This window comes from Pectobacterium versatile, from assembly GCF_020166435.1.
Taxonomy (GTDB): domain Bacteria; phylum Pseudomonadota; class Gammaproteobacteria; order Enterobacterales; family Enterobacteriaceae; genus Pectobacterium; species Pectobacterium versatile.
Map to the genome: position 1 here is coordinate 485,401 of NZ_JAINZP010000001.1, position 18,624 is coordinate 504,024.

The 18,624-nt window shown below is 49.3% G+C and carries 19 protein-coding genes and 2 pseudogenes; 9 read left to right on the top strand and 12 right to left on the bottom strand.

Annotated features, from left to right (window positions below; translation table 11 throughout):
* Positions 1 to 15 precede the first annotated feature (15 nt).
* Together narI and K7X24_RS02130 are read left to right on the top strand one after the other, a co-directional pair.
* Complete coding sequence (gene narI / locus K7X24_RS02125; protein ID WP_048257273.1) at positions 16 to 693, top strand: respiratory nitrate reductase subunit gamma; 678 nt, start codon at positions 16 to 18, stop codon at positions 691 to 693.
* Positions 694 to 973: 280 nt separating this feature from the next.
* On the top strand, positions 974 to 1,771 hold the full coding sequence (locus K7X24_RS02130) for a hypothetical protein (protein WP_224552605.1): 798 nt from the start codon (positions 974 to 976) through the stop codon (positions 1,769 to 1,771).
* 214 nt (positions 1,772 to 1,985) lie between these two features.
* Here K7X24_RS02130 and K7X24_RS02135 read toward each other — a convergent pair whose 3' ends face one another.
* Positions 1,986 to 2,858 carry an EamA family transporter gene (locus K7X24_RS02135; RefSeq protein WP_224552607.1) on the bottom strand — a complete coding sequence of 291 codons (873 nt, stop codon included), beginning with the start codon at positions 2,856 to 2,858 and terminating at the stop codon, positions 1,986 to 1,988.
* Between the two features lie 62 nt (positions 2,859 to 2,920).
* On the opposite strand from K7X24_RS02135, the gene K7X24_RS02140 reads away from it, so the two are divergent.
* The gene (locus K7X24_RS02140) at positions 2,921 to 3,466 is read left to right on the top strand and encodes a MarR family winged helix-turn-helix transcriptional regulator (RefSeq protein WP_224552609.1); all 546 of its coding nucleotides are present in this window, start codon (positions 2,921 to 2,923) and stop codon (positions 3,464 to 3,466) included.
* A 44-nt stretch (positions 3,467 to 3,510) separates the two neighbouring features.
* A complete protein-coding gene (locus K7X24_RS02145; RefSeq protein ID WP_224552611.1) occupies positions 3,511 to 3,978 on the top strand; it encodes an OsmC family protein in 468 nt (155 codons plus the stop codon).
* 104 nt (positions 3,979 to 4,082) lie between these two features.
* Here K7X24_RS02145 and K7X24_RS02150 read toward each other — a convergent pair whose 3' ends face one another.
* Genes K7X24_RS02150 through K7X24_RS02160 form a run of 3 tightly spaced genes read right to left on the bottom strand, consistent with a single transcriptional unit; the run spans position 4,083 to position 7,169 of the window.
* A complete protein-coding gene (locus tag K7X24_RS02150; protein WP_224552613.1) occupies positions 4,083 to 5,246 on the bottom strand; it encodes a DSD1 family PLP-dependent enzyme in 1,164 nt (387 codons plus the stop codon).
* Positions 5,243 to 6,184: an ornithine cyclodeaminase family protein gene (locus tag K7X24_RS02155; protein ID WP_224552615.1), complete on the bottom strand. Its 942-nt coding sequence runs from the start codon at positions 6,182 to 6,184 to the stop codon at positions 5,243 to 5,245. The genes K7X24_RS02150 and K7X24_RS02155 overlap by 4 nt, the downstream gene beginning before the upstream one ends.
* A gap of 10 nt (positions 6,185 to 6,194) precedes the next feature.
* Complete coding sequence (locus tag K7X24_RS02160; protein ID WP_224552617.1) at positions 6,195 to 7,169, bottom strand: threo-3-hydroxy-L-aspartate ammonia-lyase; 975 nt, start codon at positions 7,167 to 7,169, stop codon at positions 6,195 to 6,197.
* A 222-nt stretch (positions 7,170 to 7,391) separates the two neighbouring features.
* Here K7X24_RS02160 and K7X24_RS02165 point away from each other — a divergent pair, with 222 nt between their 5' ends.
* The gene (locus K7X24_RS02165) at positions 7,392 to 8,015 is read left to right on the top strand and encodes a transcriptional regulator (RefSeq protein ID WP_224552619.1); all 624 of its coding nucleotides are present in this window, start codon (positions 7,392 to 7,394) and stop codon (positions 8,013 to 8,015) included.
* Positions 8,016 to 8,164: 149 nt separating this feature from the next.
* Positions 8,165 to 8,746 (top strand): biosynthetic peptidoglycan transglycosylase, encoded by a 582-nt coding sequence (locus tag K7X24_RS02170; RefSeq protein ID WP_224552621.1) that lies wholly within the window; start codon positions 8,165 to 8,167, stop codon positions 8,744 to 8,746.
* On the opposite strand, the gene K7X24_RS02175 is transcribed toward K7X24_RS02170, so the two are convergent.
* A complete protein-coding gene (locus K7X24_RS02175; protein WP_224552623.1) occupies positions 8,712 to 9,359 on the bottom strand; it encodes a hypothetical protein in 648 nt (215 codons plus the stop codon). The two genes, K7X24_RS02170 and K7X24_RS02175, sit on opposite strands and share 35 nt — an antisense overlap.
* 347 nt (positions 9,360 to 9,706) lie before the next feature.
* Between K7X24_RS02175 and K7X24_RS02180 the strand changes: the two genes are divergently transcribed.
* Entirely contained in the window at positions 9,707 to 9,955 is a 249-nt protein-coding gene (locus K7X24_RS02180; RefSeq protein WP_010300843.1) for a GlsB/YeaQ/YmgE family stress response membrane protein, read from the top strand.
* Positions 9,956 to 10,002: 47 nt separating this feature from the next.
* Here K7X24_RS02180 and K7X24_RS02185 read toward each other — a convergent pair whose 3' ends face one another.
* The 6 genes from K7X24_RS02185 to K7X24_RS02210 form a co-directional block, all read right to left on the bottom strand.
* A complete protein-coding gene (locus K7X24_RS02185) occupies positions 10,003 to 10,551 on the bottom strand; it encodes an AAA family ATPase (RefSeq protein WP_119880331.1) in 549 nt (182 codons plus the stop codon).
* Entirely contained in the window at positions 10,548 to 11,201 is a 654-nt protein-coding gene (locus tag K7X24_RS02190; RefSeq protein ID WP_224552625.1) for a 2OG-Fe(II) oxygenase, read from the bottom strand. The genes K7X24_RS02185 and K7X24_RS02190 overlap by 4 nt, the downstream gene beginning before the upstream one ends.
* 54 nt (positions 11,202 to 11,255) lie before the next feature.
* A complete protein-coding gene (locus tag K7X24_RS02195; protein ID WP_203471146.1) occupies positions 11,256 to 12,500 on the bottom strand; it encodes an aspartate aminotransferase family protein in 1,245 nt (414 codons plus the stop codon).
* Positions 12,484 to 13,533, bottom strand: coding sequence for a sulfotransferase family protein (locus K7X24_RS02200; RefSeq protein WP_224552627.1), 1,050 nt, complete (start codon positions 13,531 to 13,533; stop codon positions 12,484 to 12,486). Before K7X24_RS02200 ends, K7X24_RS02195 begins: the two co-directional genes overlap by 17 nt.
* Before the next feature lie 13 nt (positions 13,534 to 13,546).
* Positions 13,547 to 14,362, bottom strand: a complete 816-nt coding sequence (locus tag K7X24_RS02205; protein ID WP_224552629.1) for a TauD/TfdA family dioxygenase — start codon at positions 14,360 to 14,362, stop codon at positions 13,547 to 13,549.
* A gap of 153 nt (positions 14,363 to 14,515) precedes the next feature.
* The gene (locus K7X24_RS02210; RefSeq protein WP_224552631.1) at positions 14,516 to 15,322 is read right to left on the bottom strand and encodes an SDR family oxidoreductase; all 807 of its coding nucleotides are present in this window, start codon (positions 15,320 to 15,322) and stop codon (positions 14,516 to 14,518) included.
* 585 nt (positions 15,323 to 15,907) lie between these two features.
* Here K7X24_RS02210 and K7X24_RS02215 point away from each other — a divergent pair.
* Positions 15,908 to 17,173, top strand: a complete 1,266-nt coding sequence (locus tag K7X24_RS02215) for a 4-aminobutyrate--2-oxoglutarate transaminase (protein WP_224552633.1) — start codon at positions 15,908 to 15,910, stop codon at positions 17,171 to 17,173.
* A gap of 128 nt (positions 17,174 to 17,301) precedes the next feature.
* Positions 17,302 to 17,397: pseudogene (locus K7X24_RS22125) on the top strand (Tn3 family transposase); the annotation flags it as partial.
* On the opposite strand, the pseudogene K7X24_RS02225 reads toward K7X24_RS22125, so the two are convergent.
* Positions 17,394 to 17,812, bottom strand: a pseudogene (locus tag K7X24_RS02225) (transposase); the annotation flags it as partial. The pseudogenes K7X24_RS22125 and K7X24_RS02225 sit on opposite strands and share 4 nt — an antisense overlap.
* Positions 17,813 to 18,624 lie beyond the last annotated feature (812 nt).

Consider the following 18,624-nt stretch of genomic DNA (forward strand, 5'->3'; position numbering starts at 1 on the left):
ACGAACTCTTCATTTATCAACTTCAGTAATGTGTTCTTTTTTGACATCTATCCCTACTTGGCGATGGCGATTTTCCTGATTGGCAGCTGGTTGCGTTATGACTACGGCCAGTACAGCTGGCGCGCAGGTTCGAGCCAAATGCTGGATAAGAAAGGGATGCGTCTGGCGTCTAACCTGTTCCATCTGGGGATTCTGGGCGTATTTGCTGGGCACTTCCTCGGTATGCTGACGCCGCACTGGATGTACGAAGCCTTCCTGCCAATGGATGTAAAACAGAAAATGGCGATGTTCGGCGGTGGTGCGGCAGGTCTGCTGACGTTTGTCGGTGGCGTGCTGCTGTTAAAACGCCGTCTGACTAACCCACGCATTCGTGCCACGTCCAGCGTTGGCGACATTCTCATTCTGTCTCTGCTGGTGATTCAGGCGGGTTTGGGTCTACTGACCATCCCGTTCTCTGCACAGCATATGGACGGCAGTGAAATGCTAAAACTGGTCGGTTGGGCGCAGAGCGTGGCGTTCTTCCAGGGTGGAGCATCTGAGCATCTGGCGGGTGTTGCGCTGATCTTTAAGCTGCACATCGTGTTGGGTCTGACGCTGTTCGTTCTGTTCCCGTTCTGCCGTCTGGTTCACATCTGGAGCGCACCGGTCGAGTATCTGACGCGTCGCTACCAGTTAGTACGTAACCGTCGCTAGATATGATAAAAATGGCGGCGTTATCATAATGCCGCCGTATACTCATCATACCTGTGCATCCACTATCCAAGGCTTGTTTCAATACTCGTGAACCTCAGACGACCTCTGGCCAACACCAATTTACTGTTGACGTTCAATTTTTTTGTCGGCTGGATGGCTTGGTTTGTATTCTTTTTGCTCAGCTGAGCAAGTTGTTTAGAGTGCGTTCATGCGGGCGCCCTGACAGTGCACCTCTATACCTATTCCACTTCATTAGTGGGTATTTATTAAGGAGCGTATTTTGAAAATTAACGCAACCAGTTCAATGTCTAGTTATACAAGCAATTATAATATTTCAGATGTTATAAAAGGAATTAATAATACATTATTAAAAATAGAAAAAGAAATATTTAGTGATCGTAAAATAGATAAAAAAAGAAAGGATGAGCTGAATAATGAGGTGTTTGAATCTCTCAATAAAGTGGAAAAAATATTAAATAAAGATAAAAATTTGGATAGTACATCCAAAAAAGAGCTTCAGATATTGCAAGTTAAATTTGGTATGGCAGCAATGAAAACGGGAGATACTGACTGGGAGAGTTTTGGATTGTCTGGGGAAGTTTTTGAAAATAATGAAAATTTTTCAAAATCAAACGCCTTTGTATTGACAGTTGACGAGCAGAGAATACAAAAAATAACGGCAGAAGACAGAGAATTACATTGGAACTGTTGCCGATACAATTTTGCATGCAACATTATTTATGATGGGATGTCAGCCCCTGGTTATCAAAGGCAGGAGGGATTCTCTAGATATTTTGATGAGTTTAATAAAGATAATATTCCTGAAAGTGTTGCTGTTGCTGCCGCAAACGCAAAAATAGCCAAAAAATTATGTAAGTCTTCTTTTGGAATTAAGGAGGGGGCAAAAAACGATCCGTTATTCATCGCTATAAAAACCCTTAATAAATTTTATGATGATTATATAGCATGTGAAAATCCTGCATCAGACGATCAAATCAAACTTGATGGAATGATTCTGGCTAATGGCATGTTAGTTTTTCTCCCAGAGGAAATAAAAGAAAATTTGGGAATAGACTAACAACATCAATCGGTAGACTCAGATGTTTTTCGGCTCTGCACATTACAATCGCTTAAAAATGAACTTAACGCGCAGCGTCCGAAAATACTGAATATTGCTCGGTCAGCTATCATGAGCATAAATTTCCGGTATCAGAAAATCGGTTGCAGTAAGATATTAGCACCGGATGTTTAAGGTAGCCGACGATAGCAATTATCGTCGGTTATTTTACTGATTATTTACCTCGCGCCGTCGTCCATTGCACGGCGAAGACGCTGGCTAATACGGTTGCCAAACCCAGAAACGCCGTACCGGTCATCGACTGTGAAAGTAACACCCAACCCAGTACCACGGCGGTCAGCGGACTCAATAATCCCAATGACGCAACGGCAATTGTCGGCAGACGGGTTATGCCACGAAACCACAGCCCATAAGAGATCACAGCACCAGCCAAGCAGAGATAGATATAGGCGGCGTATTGCGACAGCGTTAACGCAGGCAGAGGAGCATCGACTACCCACGCCACGGGAGCCAGCATCAATCCGCCGAGGAAGAGTTGCCAGCCGGTCAGCGGCAGCACGGGTAAATCAAGTTGCCAGCGACGTGTTAACCAGACTCCCGTCGCCATACAGACCGCACCCAGCAGCGCGGCCGCGACGCCCACGGGCTCAAATGTCGTCTGCGGCGACAGCAGTAAAATAGCCATGCCGACCACACCGATTATCGCCGACCACAGCGTAGCCAGTCTGGGCGCGCGATGATCCACGGCCCAGACCAATACCATAACCAGCAGCGGTTGGATCGCACCAAGTACCGCCGCCAGCCCACCAGGCAAGCGATAAGCCGCGACAAACAGCAGTGCCTGAAAAACGCCGATATTCAAAGCGCCGAGCACAAGCACGCGCCACCAGTCTCGCCGGGCGGGGAAGCGGCGAGTGAATAAGAGCAGCAGTAGACCCGCAGGCAGCACGCGGATAAGCGCCGCCGTAAAGGGGCGATCCGGTGGCAGAATTTCTGATGTCACGATGTAGGTAGATCCCCAAATCGCGGGAGCCAGCGCCGTGAGTATGACGTCACGCCAATAGTGTGGTGAGGATGTAGTGTTCATGACTTTACCTTCAATTCAAGATATCATGATAGTGTTGATTAATTACCTTGAAGTCAAGATAAATGAAAAATCAAACCAGCGAACGCGAATATGATGCGGTAGATGCCATCCTTGAACAGTGGCGGCGCGAGCGGCCCGATCTGGATGCCAGCCCCATGGGGCCGATTGGACGCCTCAGACGATGTGCCGCGTTCATCGAACTGCGGCTGGAAGCCTGTTTCTCCAGATTTGAACTGAGCAGTTGGGAGTTTGATATGCTGGCTACGCTGCGGCGTGCAGGTGCGCCGCATTGCCTTAGCCCGACGGAGCTGTTCTCCGCGCTGATGGTAACGTCAGGTACCATGACTCACCGACTCAAACGCCTTGAAACCCGCGGGTTTATCGAACGCGTGCAGAACGAACAGGATGCACGCAGTATGCTCGTGCAACTCACTAGCACGGGGCTTGAACTGATTAACCGCGCGGTTGAAGCACACATTGAGAATGAGCGTCAGGTGTTATCGGTGCTGCCTGCCGAGGTTCTGGCTTCTCTTGATGCTAACCTTGCTGCGCTATTGCGCGGGCTGGAGAGTCACGCAGGCAGAGTTGAGCCTAAAGAGACAAATTAAGCCACTGCGCTAACCTGAATCTGTTACTACAAAGGAACTGAACGATGTCTGAATACCATGCTTCAATCTGCTGGCAACGCGATGGGCAAGATTTTATTGATAACCGCTACAGTCGACTGCATCAGTGGCAGTTTGACGGTGGTATTACGCTGCGCGCCTCGTCGTCACCCCATGTCGTTCCGTTGCCTTTTTCGCTGGAGGATGCGGTCGATCCCGAAGAAGCGCTGGTAGCCTCACTGTCCAGCTGCCATATGCTGTGGTTTCTTTCCATTGCGGCTAAAAAACGCTTCTGCGTGGATGATTATCAGGACCACGCGGTAGGGACGATGGGAGTAAATGCGGCGGGAAAAATGGCGATGTTGGACGTTACACTGCGTCCGCAGGTGACATTCAGTGGTGAGAAGCAGCCTACTGCCGAGCAATATGCCAAATTGCACGAACTGGCGCACGATGCCTGTTACATCGCTCACTCAGTGAATTTTCCTGTGAACTGCGAGCCGACGTTAGGCTGAGCCGAACGGGTTGTCGACGCGGAAAGATAACCGCGAGTAGCACAAAAAATGTCCGCCCGACGCGTTCAGATCGGGCGGTATGATCGATGATGTTCAGCAAATCATCACCAGCCGGTAATACGTTGCCAGGTTTCTTGCTCATGCGTGTGTGATTTCAGCACCTGCTTGTTTGATTTTAAAACCTGATAGTGCTGATGCATCGCAGCTGTCGCACAGGCGTGGTTAGGCAATATCCGCAGTCGGGTGCCGACTGGGAAATCATCCACAGAAAGCCCACTGTCGGCGGGTAGTGCGATAATGCCGTGTTCCTGATTGGTGATTGTTACGCAGAGATCGTCGTAAGGGCGGCCGTCCAGGTCGCAAACCAGCCCGTAACCGTAATCTTTTGCCTGAGATGCGGTGCCGCGATCGCGGGAGAGCGCCATCCAACCCGCATCGATAAACACCCAGCCTTTTTCGCGATTATGCCCAATCACGGTGCTGACGACCGACAGCGCGATATCATCCAGCGAACAGACACCGACATTTTTCATCACCAGATCGAACGTGGTGAACACGCCCGCCCTGACTTCGGTAACACCGGTTAAATCCTCGGCAAAGTGCGCCGTTGGCGTGGCACCGACGCTGAGTACGGGGCAGGCAATTCCCAGTGCCCGTACACGCTGTCCGGCGGTATTGATGGCTTTGCACTCGGCACGCGCGGCGGCTCTGATCGCCTCGTCCGTGCGGCAGGCGTAGGATTCTCCCGCATGCGCCAGCAGGCCGGTAAGCGTTGCACCGTTGCCGTCGATCTGCTTTGCCAATTCAAGCAACGCGTCGCTTTCCGGCGGAATACCGCCGCGATGTCCGTCACAGTCAATCTCGATAAACACCGAAAACGTCACGCTATTGGCGAGTGCGAAATCGGTCACCGCGCGTGCCTGCTCTGCGCTATCGAGAAGAATATGAATATTCACACCTTTGTGGATGAGGTTGGCGATGCGTGGCAGCTTGTGCGGGGCGATCCCCACGGCGTAGAGCAGGTTGGTGTAACCCGCGTTGGCAAAGGCCTCTGCTTCTGCCAGCGTCGAAACTGTCGCGGGTGAAGCGGCGTCTTTGAGTAGATAGCGACCAGCTTCAATCGAGCGTAGCGTTTTGAGGTGCGGTCGAATCTGGCTGCCTAATTTTTCCGTACGCTGATAAAGCCTGTCGATATTGCGTTGAAAGCGGAACTCATCAATCAGCAAAAAGGGCGTTTCCAGCGCGTTAAGCCATTCACTCTTGTTCATTGTGCACCTTCATTTCGTTTAGCCTGTTGCCAGGCGGCAAGAATACGCTGGCCAATATATAAGTCCTGAATGGACAAGCCAGAGCTGTCAAACACGGTGATATCGTCCGGCGTTTGTCGTCCTGCTGCGTTTGCGCTAATCACATCGCCAATGGCGGTCAGCGTCACATGGGCTGGCGCATGCTGGAAGTCACCAATCATTCGGGACTGGGAAGGCAGATCGCAAAACAGGCGGCCTGTGGTAAACAGCTCGGGCGGCAATTCCTGCTTGCCGACGGCGTCCGATCCCATGCTGACAACGTGCGTTCCGGCGTTAACCCATTCGGCGTTAAACAGCGGCGCGCGTGAGGGCGTAGCGGTTACGATGATATCCGCTGCGCGGCACGCGCTTTCGGCATCGCTGATTTGCGCATCCAACCCGGCAGCCTGGAGCTCTCGCGCCATGTCTGCGGATTTGCTGCTATCGCGTCCGACAATTAGCACGGTACGAATTGGTCGTATTCTTGCCAGCGCGGCGCACTCATAGCGGGCCTGATGACCGGTTCCGAACACGGCCAGGACTGAGGCATCAGGTCTTGCCAGTAAATCGGCTGCAACGGCGTTGGCGGCGGCGGTACGAAAAGCATTCACCTTTCCGGCTTCAATCGCGACAGCGATTTTCCCGATTTGCTGATCGAACAGCAGAATGAGGGAATTATGGCGGGGTAGCCCGTTAGCGGGATTTCCCGGCCAGAACGAACCGACTTTTAGTCCCGCGAGTTCACCGGTTGCTGAGGCCTTGATACTGAAGGTGTTGACCGGATCGGAGCCTTGCCCGTGTACCACCGGAAAGCTGCGTGCTTCCGGTTCGCTAGCGGCGAGCAGGGCTTCACGCACGGCGTCATAAGCCAGCTCATGGTTGATGAGTTCCGCTGATTCCGCTTCAGAAATAAAGATCATCGTTTTTTCCTTAGGCATTGCCAGTCAGAAATGCGCCGTAGCGGGTGATATCAACGTTCCCGCCGCTGATAATAATGCCGATGCGTTTACCGCGTAGCGATTCCCTGAGATTACGTGCCGCCGCAAAGCTGAGGCACCCCGTCGGTTCAACGACGATCTTCATGCGTTCGGCGTAAAACCGCATTGCGTCAATCAGGTCGTCATCCGTCACGGTCAGGATATCGTCGACATTCTGGCGAATCAGAGGGAAGGTATAGTTGCCCAAATGCTGGGTCTGCGCGCCATCGGCGATGGTTTTGGGCGTATCGATATGCACAATGTTGCCGCTGCGGAAAGATTGCTGTCCGTCGTTGCCCGCGAGAGGCTCGACGCCATAAATTTTGCAGTGTGGGGATAGCTGACGTGTGGCAAGCGCACAGCCTGACAGCAATCCACCGCCGCCCAGACAGACGAACAGGGCGTCCAGTTCACCGGTTTCTTCCAGCAACTCTTTCGCGGCGGTGCCTTGCCCAGCAATAACATGCGGGTGGTCGTAAGGGGGAATGAGCGTCAGGCCATACTTTTTCGCCAGATCGTTGCCGATCTGCTCACGATCTTCGGTATATCGGTTGTATTCCACCACGTTTCCGCCGTAACCGCGCGTGGCTGCGACCTTTGCCGCCGGGGCATCGTGTGGCATGACAATCGTTGCTGGAATGCCGAGTAATTTGGCGGCCTGCGCAATCGCCTGCGCATGATTACCGGAAGAAAAGGTGACCACGCCAGCGGCTTTCTGCTCGTCCGAGAACTGCAACAGTGCGTTCATCGCACCGCGAAACTTGAATGCGCCCATGCGTTGCAAGTTTTCACACTTGAAGAAAAGCTCTGCACCGAATGCGTCATTGACCGTGCGCGATGTCATCACTGGCGTTTTATTGGCATAGCCATCAATACGTTCCGCTGCGGCTACCACATCGTCGTAGGTTGGGAGGCGTAAGTCGCTCATATCTGGATAATCCGATGTTAGTGATTATGAATACCGGAATCGTTGGTTCCGATACTGTCGAATACCTGATAAACAAAATATATAAAATTAGATAAATTGTCTAATATGATTTATTTTTAGATTCTCGATGGCGTGATAAGTGTCATGCGCAGTTGAAAGAGGGCGAGCTGCTGGCGTGTGATACACTCTGCGGCAGAAAACGGTGTTGTGATTGGAGATAAGATGTCTACATCTGGAGAAGGCCTTCTGCTGACGCAGTTAGATGCCATCGCGAAAGGGTTGAGCGAAACGTTCGCGCCATTCTGTGAAGTGGTTGTGCACGATCTGAAAAATCCAGAACACGCGATACTTTCCATTCACAATAACCTCTCCGGCAGGGAGGTGGGCGCGCCTGCAACGGAACTGGGCCTTGCCCGCATTGCCTCGCCCGAATTTCCTAACATTCTGGCGAACTACGCCAACCAGTTTGCCGACGGACGTCCGGTAAAAAGCACCTCGGTCGGCATCAAAAATGCAGAAGGTGAATACGTCGCCGCACTGTGCCTGAATGTTGATATGACGCTGTTTCGCGGCATGCAAAATGCGCTGGCGCAGTTCACCCAGCTCGCTTCTGACTCGGTGACCGAACATCTGGAACCCAACGGTGCGGCGGCGATCAGACAACACATCGATCACTTCGCTGCCCGGCTTGCCACCACGCCACGGGCGTTAAAAGCGCAGGACAGAAAAATCCTGCTTCAGGAACTGAAAGACAACGGCCTGCTGGAAGTCAAAAAATCGATGGAAACTATCGCCCAGCACCTCGGCGTATCGCGGGCATCGGTGTATTTGTATGCGAAGGATTAGGACGATTTGTGTTGCGCACTAACCGATTAAAGTGTGGCGGAAAATGGTAGGATTAATCATAGTGGCAGCAAAAATTTAGGGGAAACAATGGTTATTTGGAATGTTCGTGGGCGCGAAACTGTCAGGATGAAGAGAAAAGGCATTGTAGAGTGAAAATTAAGAAATTTTTTTCTGATTTTTTTTGTGATTATAAAAAAATATCTAAATCAATTAAATCTCACCAAGATGTTCATATTAACTGTGAACGTATTTCTCTTGCCGTTATATGCGCAGAAGATAAATGTTTTTTCTCTCATTATGGGGTAAGCATTAAGTCTATCGCTAGAGCAGCTGTAAAATTCCACGGAGGAGCAAGTACCATTACAATGCAGTTGGTGAGAGTCATTTCTGGCAGATATGAAGTGACAATAACGAGGAAAATTAGAGAGGCTATACTGGCCGTATTAATTGAACGTAAATATGATAAGTTTGAAATATTAAACGCGTATTTATCATGTGCTTATTTTGGCACAGGGTTGATTGGCATTAATGACGTGATGAAGGTATTTTTTAAAGATAAAGAAAAAAATGATCTTTCTTCTATGGATTGTTATTTCATTGCAGCCTTACTAAAAAGGCCTGCACCAAGAGAAATTACTACCTCTTGGGCTTGTCGTGTGAACACTCGGATGAAGTACATAGAGGATGTTGCTTCAGTTAAAGGGAAATTAATTCTCGAAAAAATAAAATAAAATTAACTACTGTGTATAGAATTAGTGTTTTGAATACATAATCAAAAATATGTGATGTGATTCTTGAAGTTATGCTCTCATGTTCAAATATGGACATCCATCTGTCATCTATATTGTTATTTATATTGCTCATTATTAAATAACATTCATTTTGAAGTAGTTCTAATTCTTTCAATTGCATATCAATTTTATCATATTTTACATTCTGAGGATTATCTGCATTTTTTGCGAGAAATACATGATGGCTTCTCAATTTTCCTTGTAGTATATTAAATGTATTTCTGTTTTTAAGCACTTTATCTCTAAGGGTTACAGTGGCTGTGTAATCGAAGTTTAAATTCCATTCTCGTATCATCGCCCTATAATTTTTTCTTAGCGAATCATCTAATTCTTCATTGTCGTGCTTTGCTTTTTTTAGTGCGTATAGATAATCTCTAGTTAAATGTATTCTGCCTAAGAGTTTTTTTTCAAAATCTCTTACAAGTTCCTTTGCATCATTAATTATTTTCTCTTCTTTTTTTATTTTTAGCTCGTTTTTAAATCTTTTGGTTGTGAAATGATGAGCTAGAAATGCTGCCAGTATAGTGATCGCCAATGCTACAGTAGGAGTCATCCCTGTATACCTTATCTTATTTGATCCCTTACTATACAATTTTCCTCGGCATTTAACTAGCTTGATACCAAGCAAGTCTATAAAAATTAACAACTGGTTTGCGTACTTTTTCAGTGATATTGAGCCTTAACATACCGTATTAAAGTTTTATGTGTTGTCGGGCGTTGGATAAGCGATTATCTAAAAATGTGGTTGAACATGATTTCACCAACAAACGATATGCACGCTCAATCATCCCGTTACTCCACCAACAACTTCCTCAATCCTAACCTATACTTGCTTAACTGCCCGATTTGCCGATGAGCGGCATCGTCGGGTGTGGTGAAACGAAAACGCGAGGAGTAGGTATGGGTATTCTGTCCTGGATTATTTTTGGCTTGATTGCGGGGATTTTGGCTAAGTGGATTATGCCCGGTAAAGACGGCGGCGGTTTTATCCTGACGGTGTTGCTCGGGATTGTCGGTGCGGTTGTGGGCGGCTATATCAGCGTTTTCTTTGGGTTCGGCCGGGTCGATGGCTTTAATTTCGGCAGTTTTGTGGTGGCGGTTGTCGGCGCGATTGTCGTGCTGTGGGTATACCGCAAGATTCGGGATTAATTTTGTATCCGTTGCCCCTGTTCAGGGGCAACGTGCTTTCTGTTGCGTCAATATGAAGATGAATAAAACCAGTCGATTAGCTGTTCTGCGGCTTCGTGAGGCGCCAGCGCAGAGGTGTGCAGTGAACGATGATGGGTTGCATCGATCGTGTCGGCGTAGTCGTAATTCCTCAGAATTTCTTTGAGTTTCTCCTGCGTATTCACCTTACCGAACTGATGTCGATCAGCGTTTTCTACGCGATTTAAGAGGTGCGCTTCGTCGCTACAGAGTTGAACGAAAAATGGCGTAACGCCACGTTCCGCGCACAGTGTCTTTATCGCCTCAATGTACTCGTCGTCTTTGCTTCCCTCATAGCAGAAGGTCGTGATCAGATCACGCTCATCCTCTGCAAAAAGCAGCGTGATGGCGTAGAGCCTGAGCTGACAGGCGAAGCGCCGGAGCGTGCTAAATGCACTATCCGGCGGGAGCACCGCCATCGCTAAATCATACGTCAGATGATTATGAAATAGCGTTGCCCCCATTTTTTCTGCCAGCAGGCGACTGATAGTGAGTTTCCCCACCGCAGGCGGCCCGTAGAGAAAAATAAGCTTCTTCACTGCGCTGTACTCGTCGTGCCGGGTTCGTAATACGTGATATTCAGTGCATTACGTGTTTTGACGGAGATGCCGGTTAGCGGCATGACCGCATGCCAGGTTTCATAAAACCCGTTGCGGATGATGACGCTGGCGTTGCCCATAATCGGAAGAACGGAATGGCAGACGTCAGCATGATTCTCTGGGTTGAGGATCTGAAAGGCACCGCCCCAGCTTTCTTCCCATTCGGCGTTAAAATAGATAATCAGGCGGAATCCGCGTTTCAGGGATGCGTCGACATGGGGAAGGTAGTGCGTGTCCCGGCCGGCGCGAAAGGCCACCGCTTCCATTTTGAATTCGGAAAGGTCGGCACCGCAGAAGGCGGACAGGGCGGTAGTAAAGTCGTCAGAAACCAAGTCGTTGCACATTCCCAGCCAGGCGTCGGACAGCGTCGTGGTGTCGCTCACCTTGCCGGAGGCTAAAGGAATAAGGGTACGACGATAAAAGTAGCCGCCGTTACGTTCACGATAGTTAAACCCGTCGGTCGGGAACTCGTGAGCAAGCGTTGAGGCGACATCACGGTTGCGCCATATTTGGGTTAATTCTCCCCACTGGAAAGGGGTTTCATGCCGTTTGCCGTGGATGATGCGTTCAAGATCAAAATAGTCGGACATTTTTTCACTCCCTGTTATTAATCACACCTGACGGATAGTGGCGGTTAACGCCCATCAGAGGCTTCCCAGTGCGGTAGTCATACGTTGAATCAGTTCCTCTGTTTCGTTGGCTGAAATCGTGAAAGCGGGTGCCAGTTTTAAGTACGGACCCGCTGCGCCAACGATGACGCCATGTTGGCGTATCGCCGCCTGCGCACGGCCACACTGTTCGAGGGACTCAAACGTCATCGATAGCATCAGCCCTTTACCTTGCAGGCTGATCAGCCCCTCGGTTTGAGGGAAATGCTGCTTAGCGAGCTGGAGGATCGTCCTTCCTTTTGCCGTGACATCATCGTAGAGGTGATGCGCATCCAGATAATCCATGACAAACAGCGCCGCGCGGCAGCCCAGCAGGTTGCCGGATTGCGTATGACCGTGGCGGAAAAACGGCGGCATTTGCCCTTTGAAGCTGTCGGTAATCGCCTCCGTGGCAAGCACGGCGGTAATGGGAACGCCACCGCCCAGACACTTGCTGAAAATGACAATGTCAGGCTGTGCGCCTTGTGAGACCGATTCACAGAACGCCCCTGCGCGGCCAACGCCGCAGTAAACTTCGTCACAGATCAGCGGAATGTCGTGTTTTTTTGTTAACTGCGAAAGCTGTTGCAGGAAGCCCTCAGGCAGCAATCGGGTGCCTTCCATTGCCATGATCGGTTCAATAATAACGGCGGCGATGGTCGATTCCTGCTCTTCCAACAGCGTTTCCCAGCCGCGAATATCGCTGAGGTGTTCAGGTGGGGGCATCGTGATCGTATTGCTGTCGAGCAGAGACGGTAAAATACCCTCGTTGATAAAAGGGCGCCTTGTCGCCATCATCGCGCCGAGCGTACAGCCGTGGTACGCGCCGTTAATCGCTACGATTTTCGTTCGCGCTGGGCGGGAACGGTTGACCTGATATTGCCAGGCCATTTTGAGTGCGCTTTCGACACCTTCGCTGCCGCTCCCGACGATGAACGTCTTGTGAAGGCCTGTACCGAGTAGCTTAGCGGTGAGTTTTTCGGCCAGTTCGCCGGGGAGTTGGGTGTTTGAATAGATATTGCAGGCATGAATCAGCGTGGATAATTGCTGTTGCAGGGCGGCAATGAATTCAGGGTGAGAGTGCCCCAGGCAATGGTTATAACAGCCCGACATCCCGTCAAAGTAGCGCTGCCCGCGTTCATCATAAAGATAAACACCTTCGCCACGGTGAATAATCGGGCGCTCGTCTTTTTCAGTGAGAGCCGTATAAGGTGGCCAGTATGGGTTAGAGGTAGGATTCATATTGTGTCCCTGTCAGCGCGGTTCTGATGTCGTCAACGTTACTCACGATCGAATCAATCGTTCGGGTCTCTTTTTTTCCTGTACCGGCACAGAGCCTGGAATTGGAAATCCCCAGGAAAGACAGCACCGTGCTGGAAGCCATATCGGGCGCTGACATCACTTCTTCGTAGTCAAGGGTGAGGATGTCATGGTGCTGAAAAGCCTGATAAAACGCGGCCTGATTTTCCAGATTGCTATCGATGAACGCCGTTAGCTCATCGACCGACACGGCCATTTTTTCGTGAGAAATCGGGCGACTATCATGCTGGCCGACGTACCAGATGCGGTCGCGCAGGCTTTTCTTCAACGACACGAATTGCTGTAGTCGGCTTCTTCTTTCCAGCAGGATCAGTTTCAGGTCGGGAATTGCCAGCAAGGCAGGCCAGATCGGCGCATCGCCCCAGTTAGTATCAAGATCCCGAAACAGCACAAAACCGACCGCTTCGACATATTCAAAATAGGGTCTGAACAGGTGGCGATGCAGGATCGTTTCGATAGCGGTGTCTTTAACGGAATAGGGCAGCAAATGTTGGCCAAAGCGGTTGAATGCTTCACCGTGCATTTCAATATTTGGGTGGGAACCTAACAGCGTGCGGAGTAGGTGGGTACCCGCTCTGGGCGTAGAGACGATGGCAAATTTCTGATAGCGGGTTTGTGCCGCCAGAACATCCGCATCCACGCTGCCGCCGACCCATTTGTATTTTTCAGCAAGGGCAATTTTTTCGCAGAACCACGCAAAATAAGGCGGCGCGTCATGTTGAAGATCCTGTAGCTGCGCCTGAACTTCGTCTCCGCGTATTCCCTGAACGCTCCAGTTTACGCCGTTGAGACGGAATTCATGAACGAAGGACAGCATTGCTGCCAGCGTTTTCTCACTTATCGGTAGCTCGGTTAACTCATCCCGCATCTGGGCTTGAAGGTGCTCTTGCGGGCACGTCAGCCAGCCATCCCAACGCGCCGCTAGCGCGGATTCCGTCATTGAACGATCGATCATGATCTCTCCTTGATTATGCGATCAGGGTGGGGACACTGGTGAACATACCTCGCAGCAGGGTTCTTGGGGAGGCGGGATCGTCCGTATAGGCATGGCGTCCGTGAGAGATTTTATCGTTACGCATGATCAAGGCCTGTCCGCGATAGAGAGGGAATGTCAGGTGATAGCGGCTACCTTCAGCGGCCAACTGCGACATGTACTCGATGGCCTCGACAACGCGAGGATTGATATTGCGTGAATAGTCCCAGTCTGCGGTCACATCCAGCGTAAACCCGCCAATATATCCGCCGTCCCGATCGGGACGAAAAACTGGACCGATATGGGCGTACTGTGTCCCGGATTGTGTCCCAGTTGAACGGCGTCTGAAAATCTGTTCTTCAAGCAGAATATTCGCTAAGTCAGGGTGCTCAGCCCGGAGCTTCTGAAACGCGGATACGCTATCAAACAGGACGGTTCCACCCCCTTGGCTTGCATGTTGTTTACAAAGGAGGATCGATGTTTTTATGCTTCCAATCGGGATATAAGAGCCATCGGTATGAAGAGAAAGGTGTGAGGTACTGTTGAAAACCATATGCGTGCCGTGTGAGAGCCCGCCAATCTGATTCACCCCGGATGTGGATACGCCCTCTTTGTGTTCCTGACGGTTAAAGGCTGACTGATAAATATCACCCAATGAATAAAGCGCTGACATTTTTTGGAAATCGGAATCATCGTATTTCCATTCGCGGGTAACGACGGCAAAGCGATATTTTTCGATATGCGCAATGACTGCCTTCTTATCTTCACTATCAATGACTTGTGGTGACCATCCATCAAAGCAACTTTTCATCGCTATTACTCCTGTAATTAGCTCGACTGAAAACGCACATGAATTTATATCCGTCATACTTCAAGTTGCATGCCTATTGGCTGTATTACGCGCCTCCTCCATGAGCCTCGTTAATTTGGAATGATTAAATAGCTAATAATGATGTGAGAGGTATTATATGGCGCTCATGCCTCCGTCAATGGAAAGTATTTGACCCGTAATATATTTACTGGCATCGGAAGCAAATAGGATCGCTGCACCTTTTAAGTCTTGAGCATCCCCAATACGCCGCAACGGTGATTTTTGCGCCAGTGCATCAACACCAAGGCGATTTAGCAAATTCTGTGTCATGGCGGAAGGGAAAAAACCGGGGGCGAGCGCATTGACGGTGATATTAAATTCACCCCATTCACCCGCCAATGCACGAGTAAAGTTCACTACGGCACCTTTGCTGGTGCTGTACGCGATGCCTTCCAACCAACCGGGCAGATTGCCCTGTAAACCTGCCAGCGACGCCACGTTGATAATTTTGCCATAGCGGCGGGGGATCATGCTGTATTTGCCGATTTTCTGCGTGAGTAAAAATAGGCTACGGATATTCAGATTCATTACGCGATCCCAGTCATCAACGGAATGATCTTCAGCTGGTGCACCGAGAGCGATACCAGCATTATTGACGAGAATATCTATCTGGCCTGTCTTGGCGATGGCTTCCTCGGCGAGGCGCTCAATATCGCGATCCTGCGCATTGTCGGCGGCAATCCATTCGGCACGAATACCCAATGAGGAGAGGTGTGACTGTGCTGTCTGCAATTCATCGGCGTGGCGCGCTGAGAGGATTATGTGAGCCCCTTGTGCGCCGAGTGCTTCAGCAATTTGTAGCCCTAATCCACGCGATCCTCCGGTGATGAGGGCCGTTTTTCCAGACAGATCAAAGAAGTGCGGCGTATCCATACGTATTCCCTTATATTCTATATCCATTAGATGTAACCTAAATAATGCAATCTGCAGAATAAAGTTTTATTGTTTAATAATGTACCTGTAACTTAAAGTATGAAGGGGCGCACTAACAACAGCAGTGAATTTAAATAGATATTGATAAAAAATTCTAGCTATATTCTGTCATGAATAAATAAGATGTGTTGAGTTGTGATTAAGTCCTCATTAATTTCTTAAATAAAACCCATTTGGTATAACGCTAATCAGCGCTATACCCTAAATAATTAGAGTTTAAGGAAGGTAGTAAGGTAAAGAATCCCGATAAGCTTACTTAGGTAAGTGAGTGCAGCCAACGCACAGGCAACTTGAAATATGACGGGTATAGCTGCTGTGCCAGACCGCGTGGCGAGGGTAGATGAATGCCTGTGGCAATGCACCGAGAAGTTCTCTGCTAGCCGCTGAAGCAATAAGTCAGTCAGGAGTGGGTGAAAAAGTGGATCCTTCTAATATTCAAAACTGGCACTGGATTATAGAACCATTTCACGTCTAAATGGCATCATCACCTGTCATCGTTCAACTCATCATCTTCAACTAATAACAGATGTATTTGGGATACTGGAGCAGACCATGAAGAATAGCGAACTGAATCAACGCCGTCTGGCCGCCACACCGCGTGGTGTGGGTGTCATGTGTGATTTCTATGCCGAGCGTGCGGAAAACAGCACCCTGTGGGATGTTGAAGGGCGGGAATTTATCGATTTTGCTGCCGGGATTGCGGTACTGAATACTGGCCACCGCCACCCGAAGATTGTCGCGGCGGTGCGCGAGCAGTTGGATCGCTTTACCCACACGGCCTACCAGATTGTGCCTTACGGCAGTTATGTCACGTTGGCCGAGCGCATCAACGCGCTGGCACCCATTGAAGGTGCGGCAAAGACCACGTTCTTTACCACCGGCGCTGAAGCGGTAGAAAACGCGGTGAAAATCGCTCGTGCGTACACCAAGCGCCCGGGTGTGATCGCCTTCAACGCAGCGTTCCACGGCCGCACGCTGCTGACTATGACGCTGACGGGCAAAGTGGCACCGTATTCCACAGGGTTCGGCCCGTTCCCCGGTTCTATTTTTCACGCGCTTTATCCGAATGAGAAGCAAGGCATCACCGTCGAACAGGCACTGGAAAGCGTCGAACGCCTGATGCATACCGACATCGCCGCCGATCAGGTTGCCGCGATTCTGCTGGAACCCGTACAGGGTGAAGGGGGGTTTCATGTCGCGCCACCCGCTTTTATCAGCGGGCTGCGTAAGCTGTGCGATGAGCACGGTATTCTGCTGATTGCCGACGAAGTTCAGACCGGCTTTGCCCGTACCGGTAAGCTGTTTGCGATGGAATATTACGCGGAGAAAGCAGATCTGATCACCATGGCGAAAAGTCTGGGCGGCGGTTTCCCTATCTCCGGCGTTGTTGGGCGTGCCGAGGTGATGGATGCGCCATCGCCGGGGGGATTGGGTGGCACCTATGCAGGCAACCCGCTGGCTGTGGCCTCTGCGCTGGCGGTATTGGATGTGATTGAAGAAGAGAAATTGTGCCAGCGTGCACAGCGTCTGGGGGCCACGCTAGTGGAGACGCTGGAGAATATCAAGGCGCAGTGCCCAGCTCTGATAGCGATTCGTGCACAAGGGTCGATGGTGGCGGCAGAGTTTACCGATCCGTACACCGGTAAACCGTCGGCAGAAATTACCCGTCAACTCCAGAAAAGCGCGTTGGAGGCAGGCCTGCTGCTGCTGACCTGCGGCGTGAATGGCAATGTAATTCGTTTCCTGTACCCACTAACGGTTCCTGACGATCAGTTCAGCAAGGCCATGAGCATCCTGACGCGCGTATTAATACGATAGAAGAGAGACTATGCAACAGAAAGTGGCAAGACAGCCAAAACAGTTGACGCCTGAATGTCACCAATCCCACAATGGGTAAAGTGCTGAGTACAGTATTTTTAGTGACGGTGTCACAAAATGAACAAACTTCCAGTCCTAACAGAAAATATTTTGGTTCCGGACGTGGTATCACCTGGTACAACTTCGTCTCAGATCAGTACTCTGGATTTCACGGCATTGTAATAGCATCAATCACGGCCTTATCTTTTTCCCGCCAGTCAGCTCTGCGCCGATAAAAAGATGCGCGTGATAAAGAGGCCAGTTTACAAGCCGTAATAACCGACAGACCTGAGGCCGTTAATAGGCCGGCGCAGGATTTTTTCTCGGTTACTACCAGCCCTTTTTTGCAAAAAGCTCCTTTATGGCATGATTTTCCAGACTGACTTCAGCAAAGAGTTTTTTCAGTCGGGCATTTCCATCTTCAAGTTCTTTTAATCGTTTAACATCATTAGCCTCCATGCCGCCATACTTAGATTTCCAATTGTAATAAGTCGCATTACTTATTTCGTTCTGACGGCAGATTTCTTCAACTTTCAGATCAGAATCAGCAAGCTTCAGGATATTGACGATCTGAGTTTCAGTAAAACGTGCTTTTTTCATTTTGACCTCTGCAAATGTAAAGGCAGAAAATCTAATTATAGCTGTCTCATTTTAGGGGGAGTGGACATCCCCACTGATGCACGGGTATATCAATATGCTGGGGCATTATACGTTCACGCTATCCGATGATATTTTAAACGAAGATTTGAGAGAATTAAATTTCAATTTAAACAATGAATTATCTGCTTAACGTACGTTTTTGTTCCATTGACCCTCAAACCCTGAAAGCGATGGTGGGATATGAAGTTATTTATCACTGTAGTTGATTTAACTTATGTTGTGCGGAAATCCAGTTCATAAGTCACAGGTGGCATATCTATTTGCTTTAAATAAATATTTTTAATATAAAGATGAATTCACTTCCAGAAAATTTCATGAACTAACAGGGACTGCGCCTCTTATGAGCATTTCCTGACATCTTACTCCACTTCAGTTCATGAACCATTTCCTATCGTAGTTGCATAACCAAGCACATCAATCTTTAGGTCTTATCTGATTGTCTTCTTGAATAATTCATGAATTTAGGTAACATTTAGACAAGGTGATACTTAATCGAAACTAATGTCTCTGATGGCGATAGTGTTGTCAGGGCTGGCTGGATTTATCCGAGGGGGTATCTGTCGGGTAAAGAAGCTAATGGAGTATATCCCTTAAAATTGAAGTTCATTTAAAATTGGCTCTTTCTCAATGAGGCGTAACATTTTGTGATATGAAACAACATTCTATATAATCCATTTCGTAGAGTAGAAAAAATATTGAAATTAGAGTATGGATTAAAATGATAGTATTTTCTCTTTTAGGCATATATATTA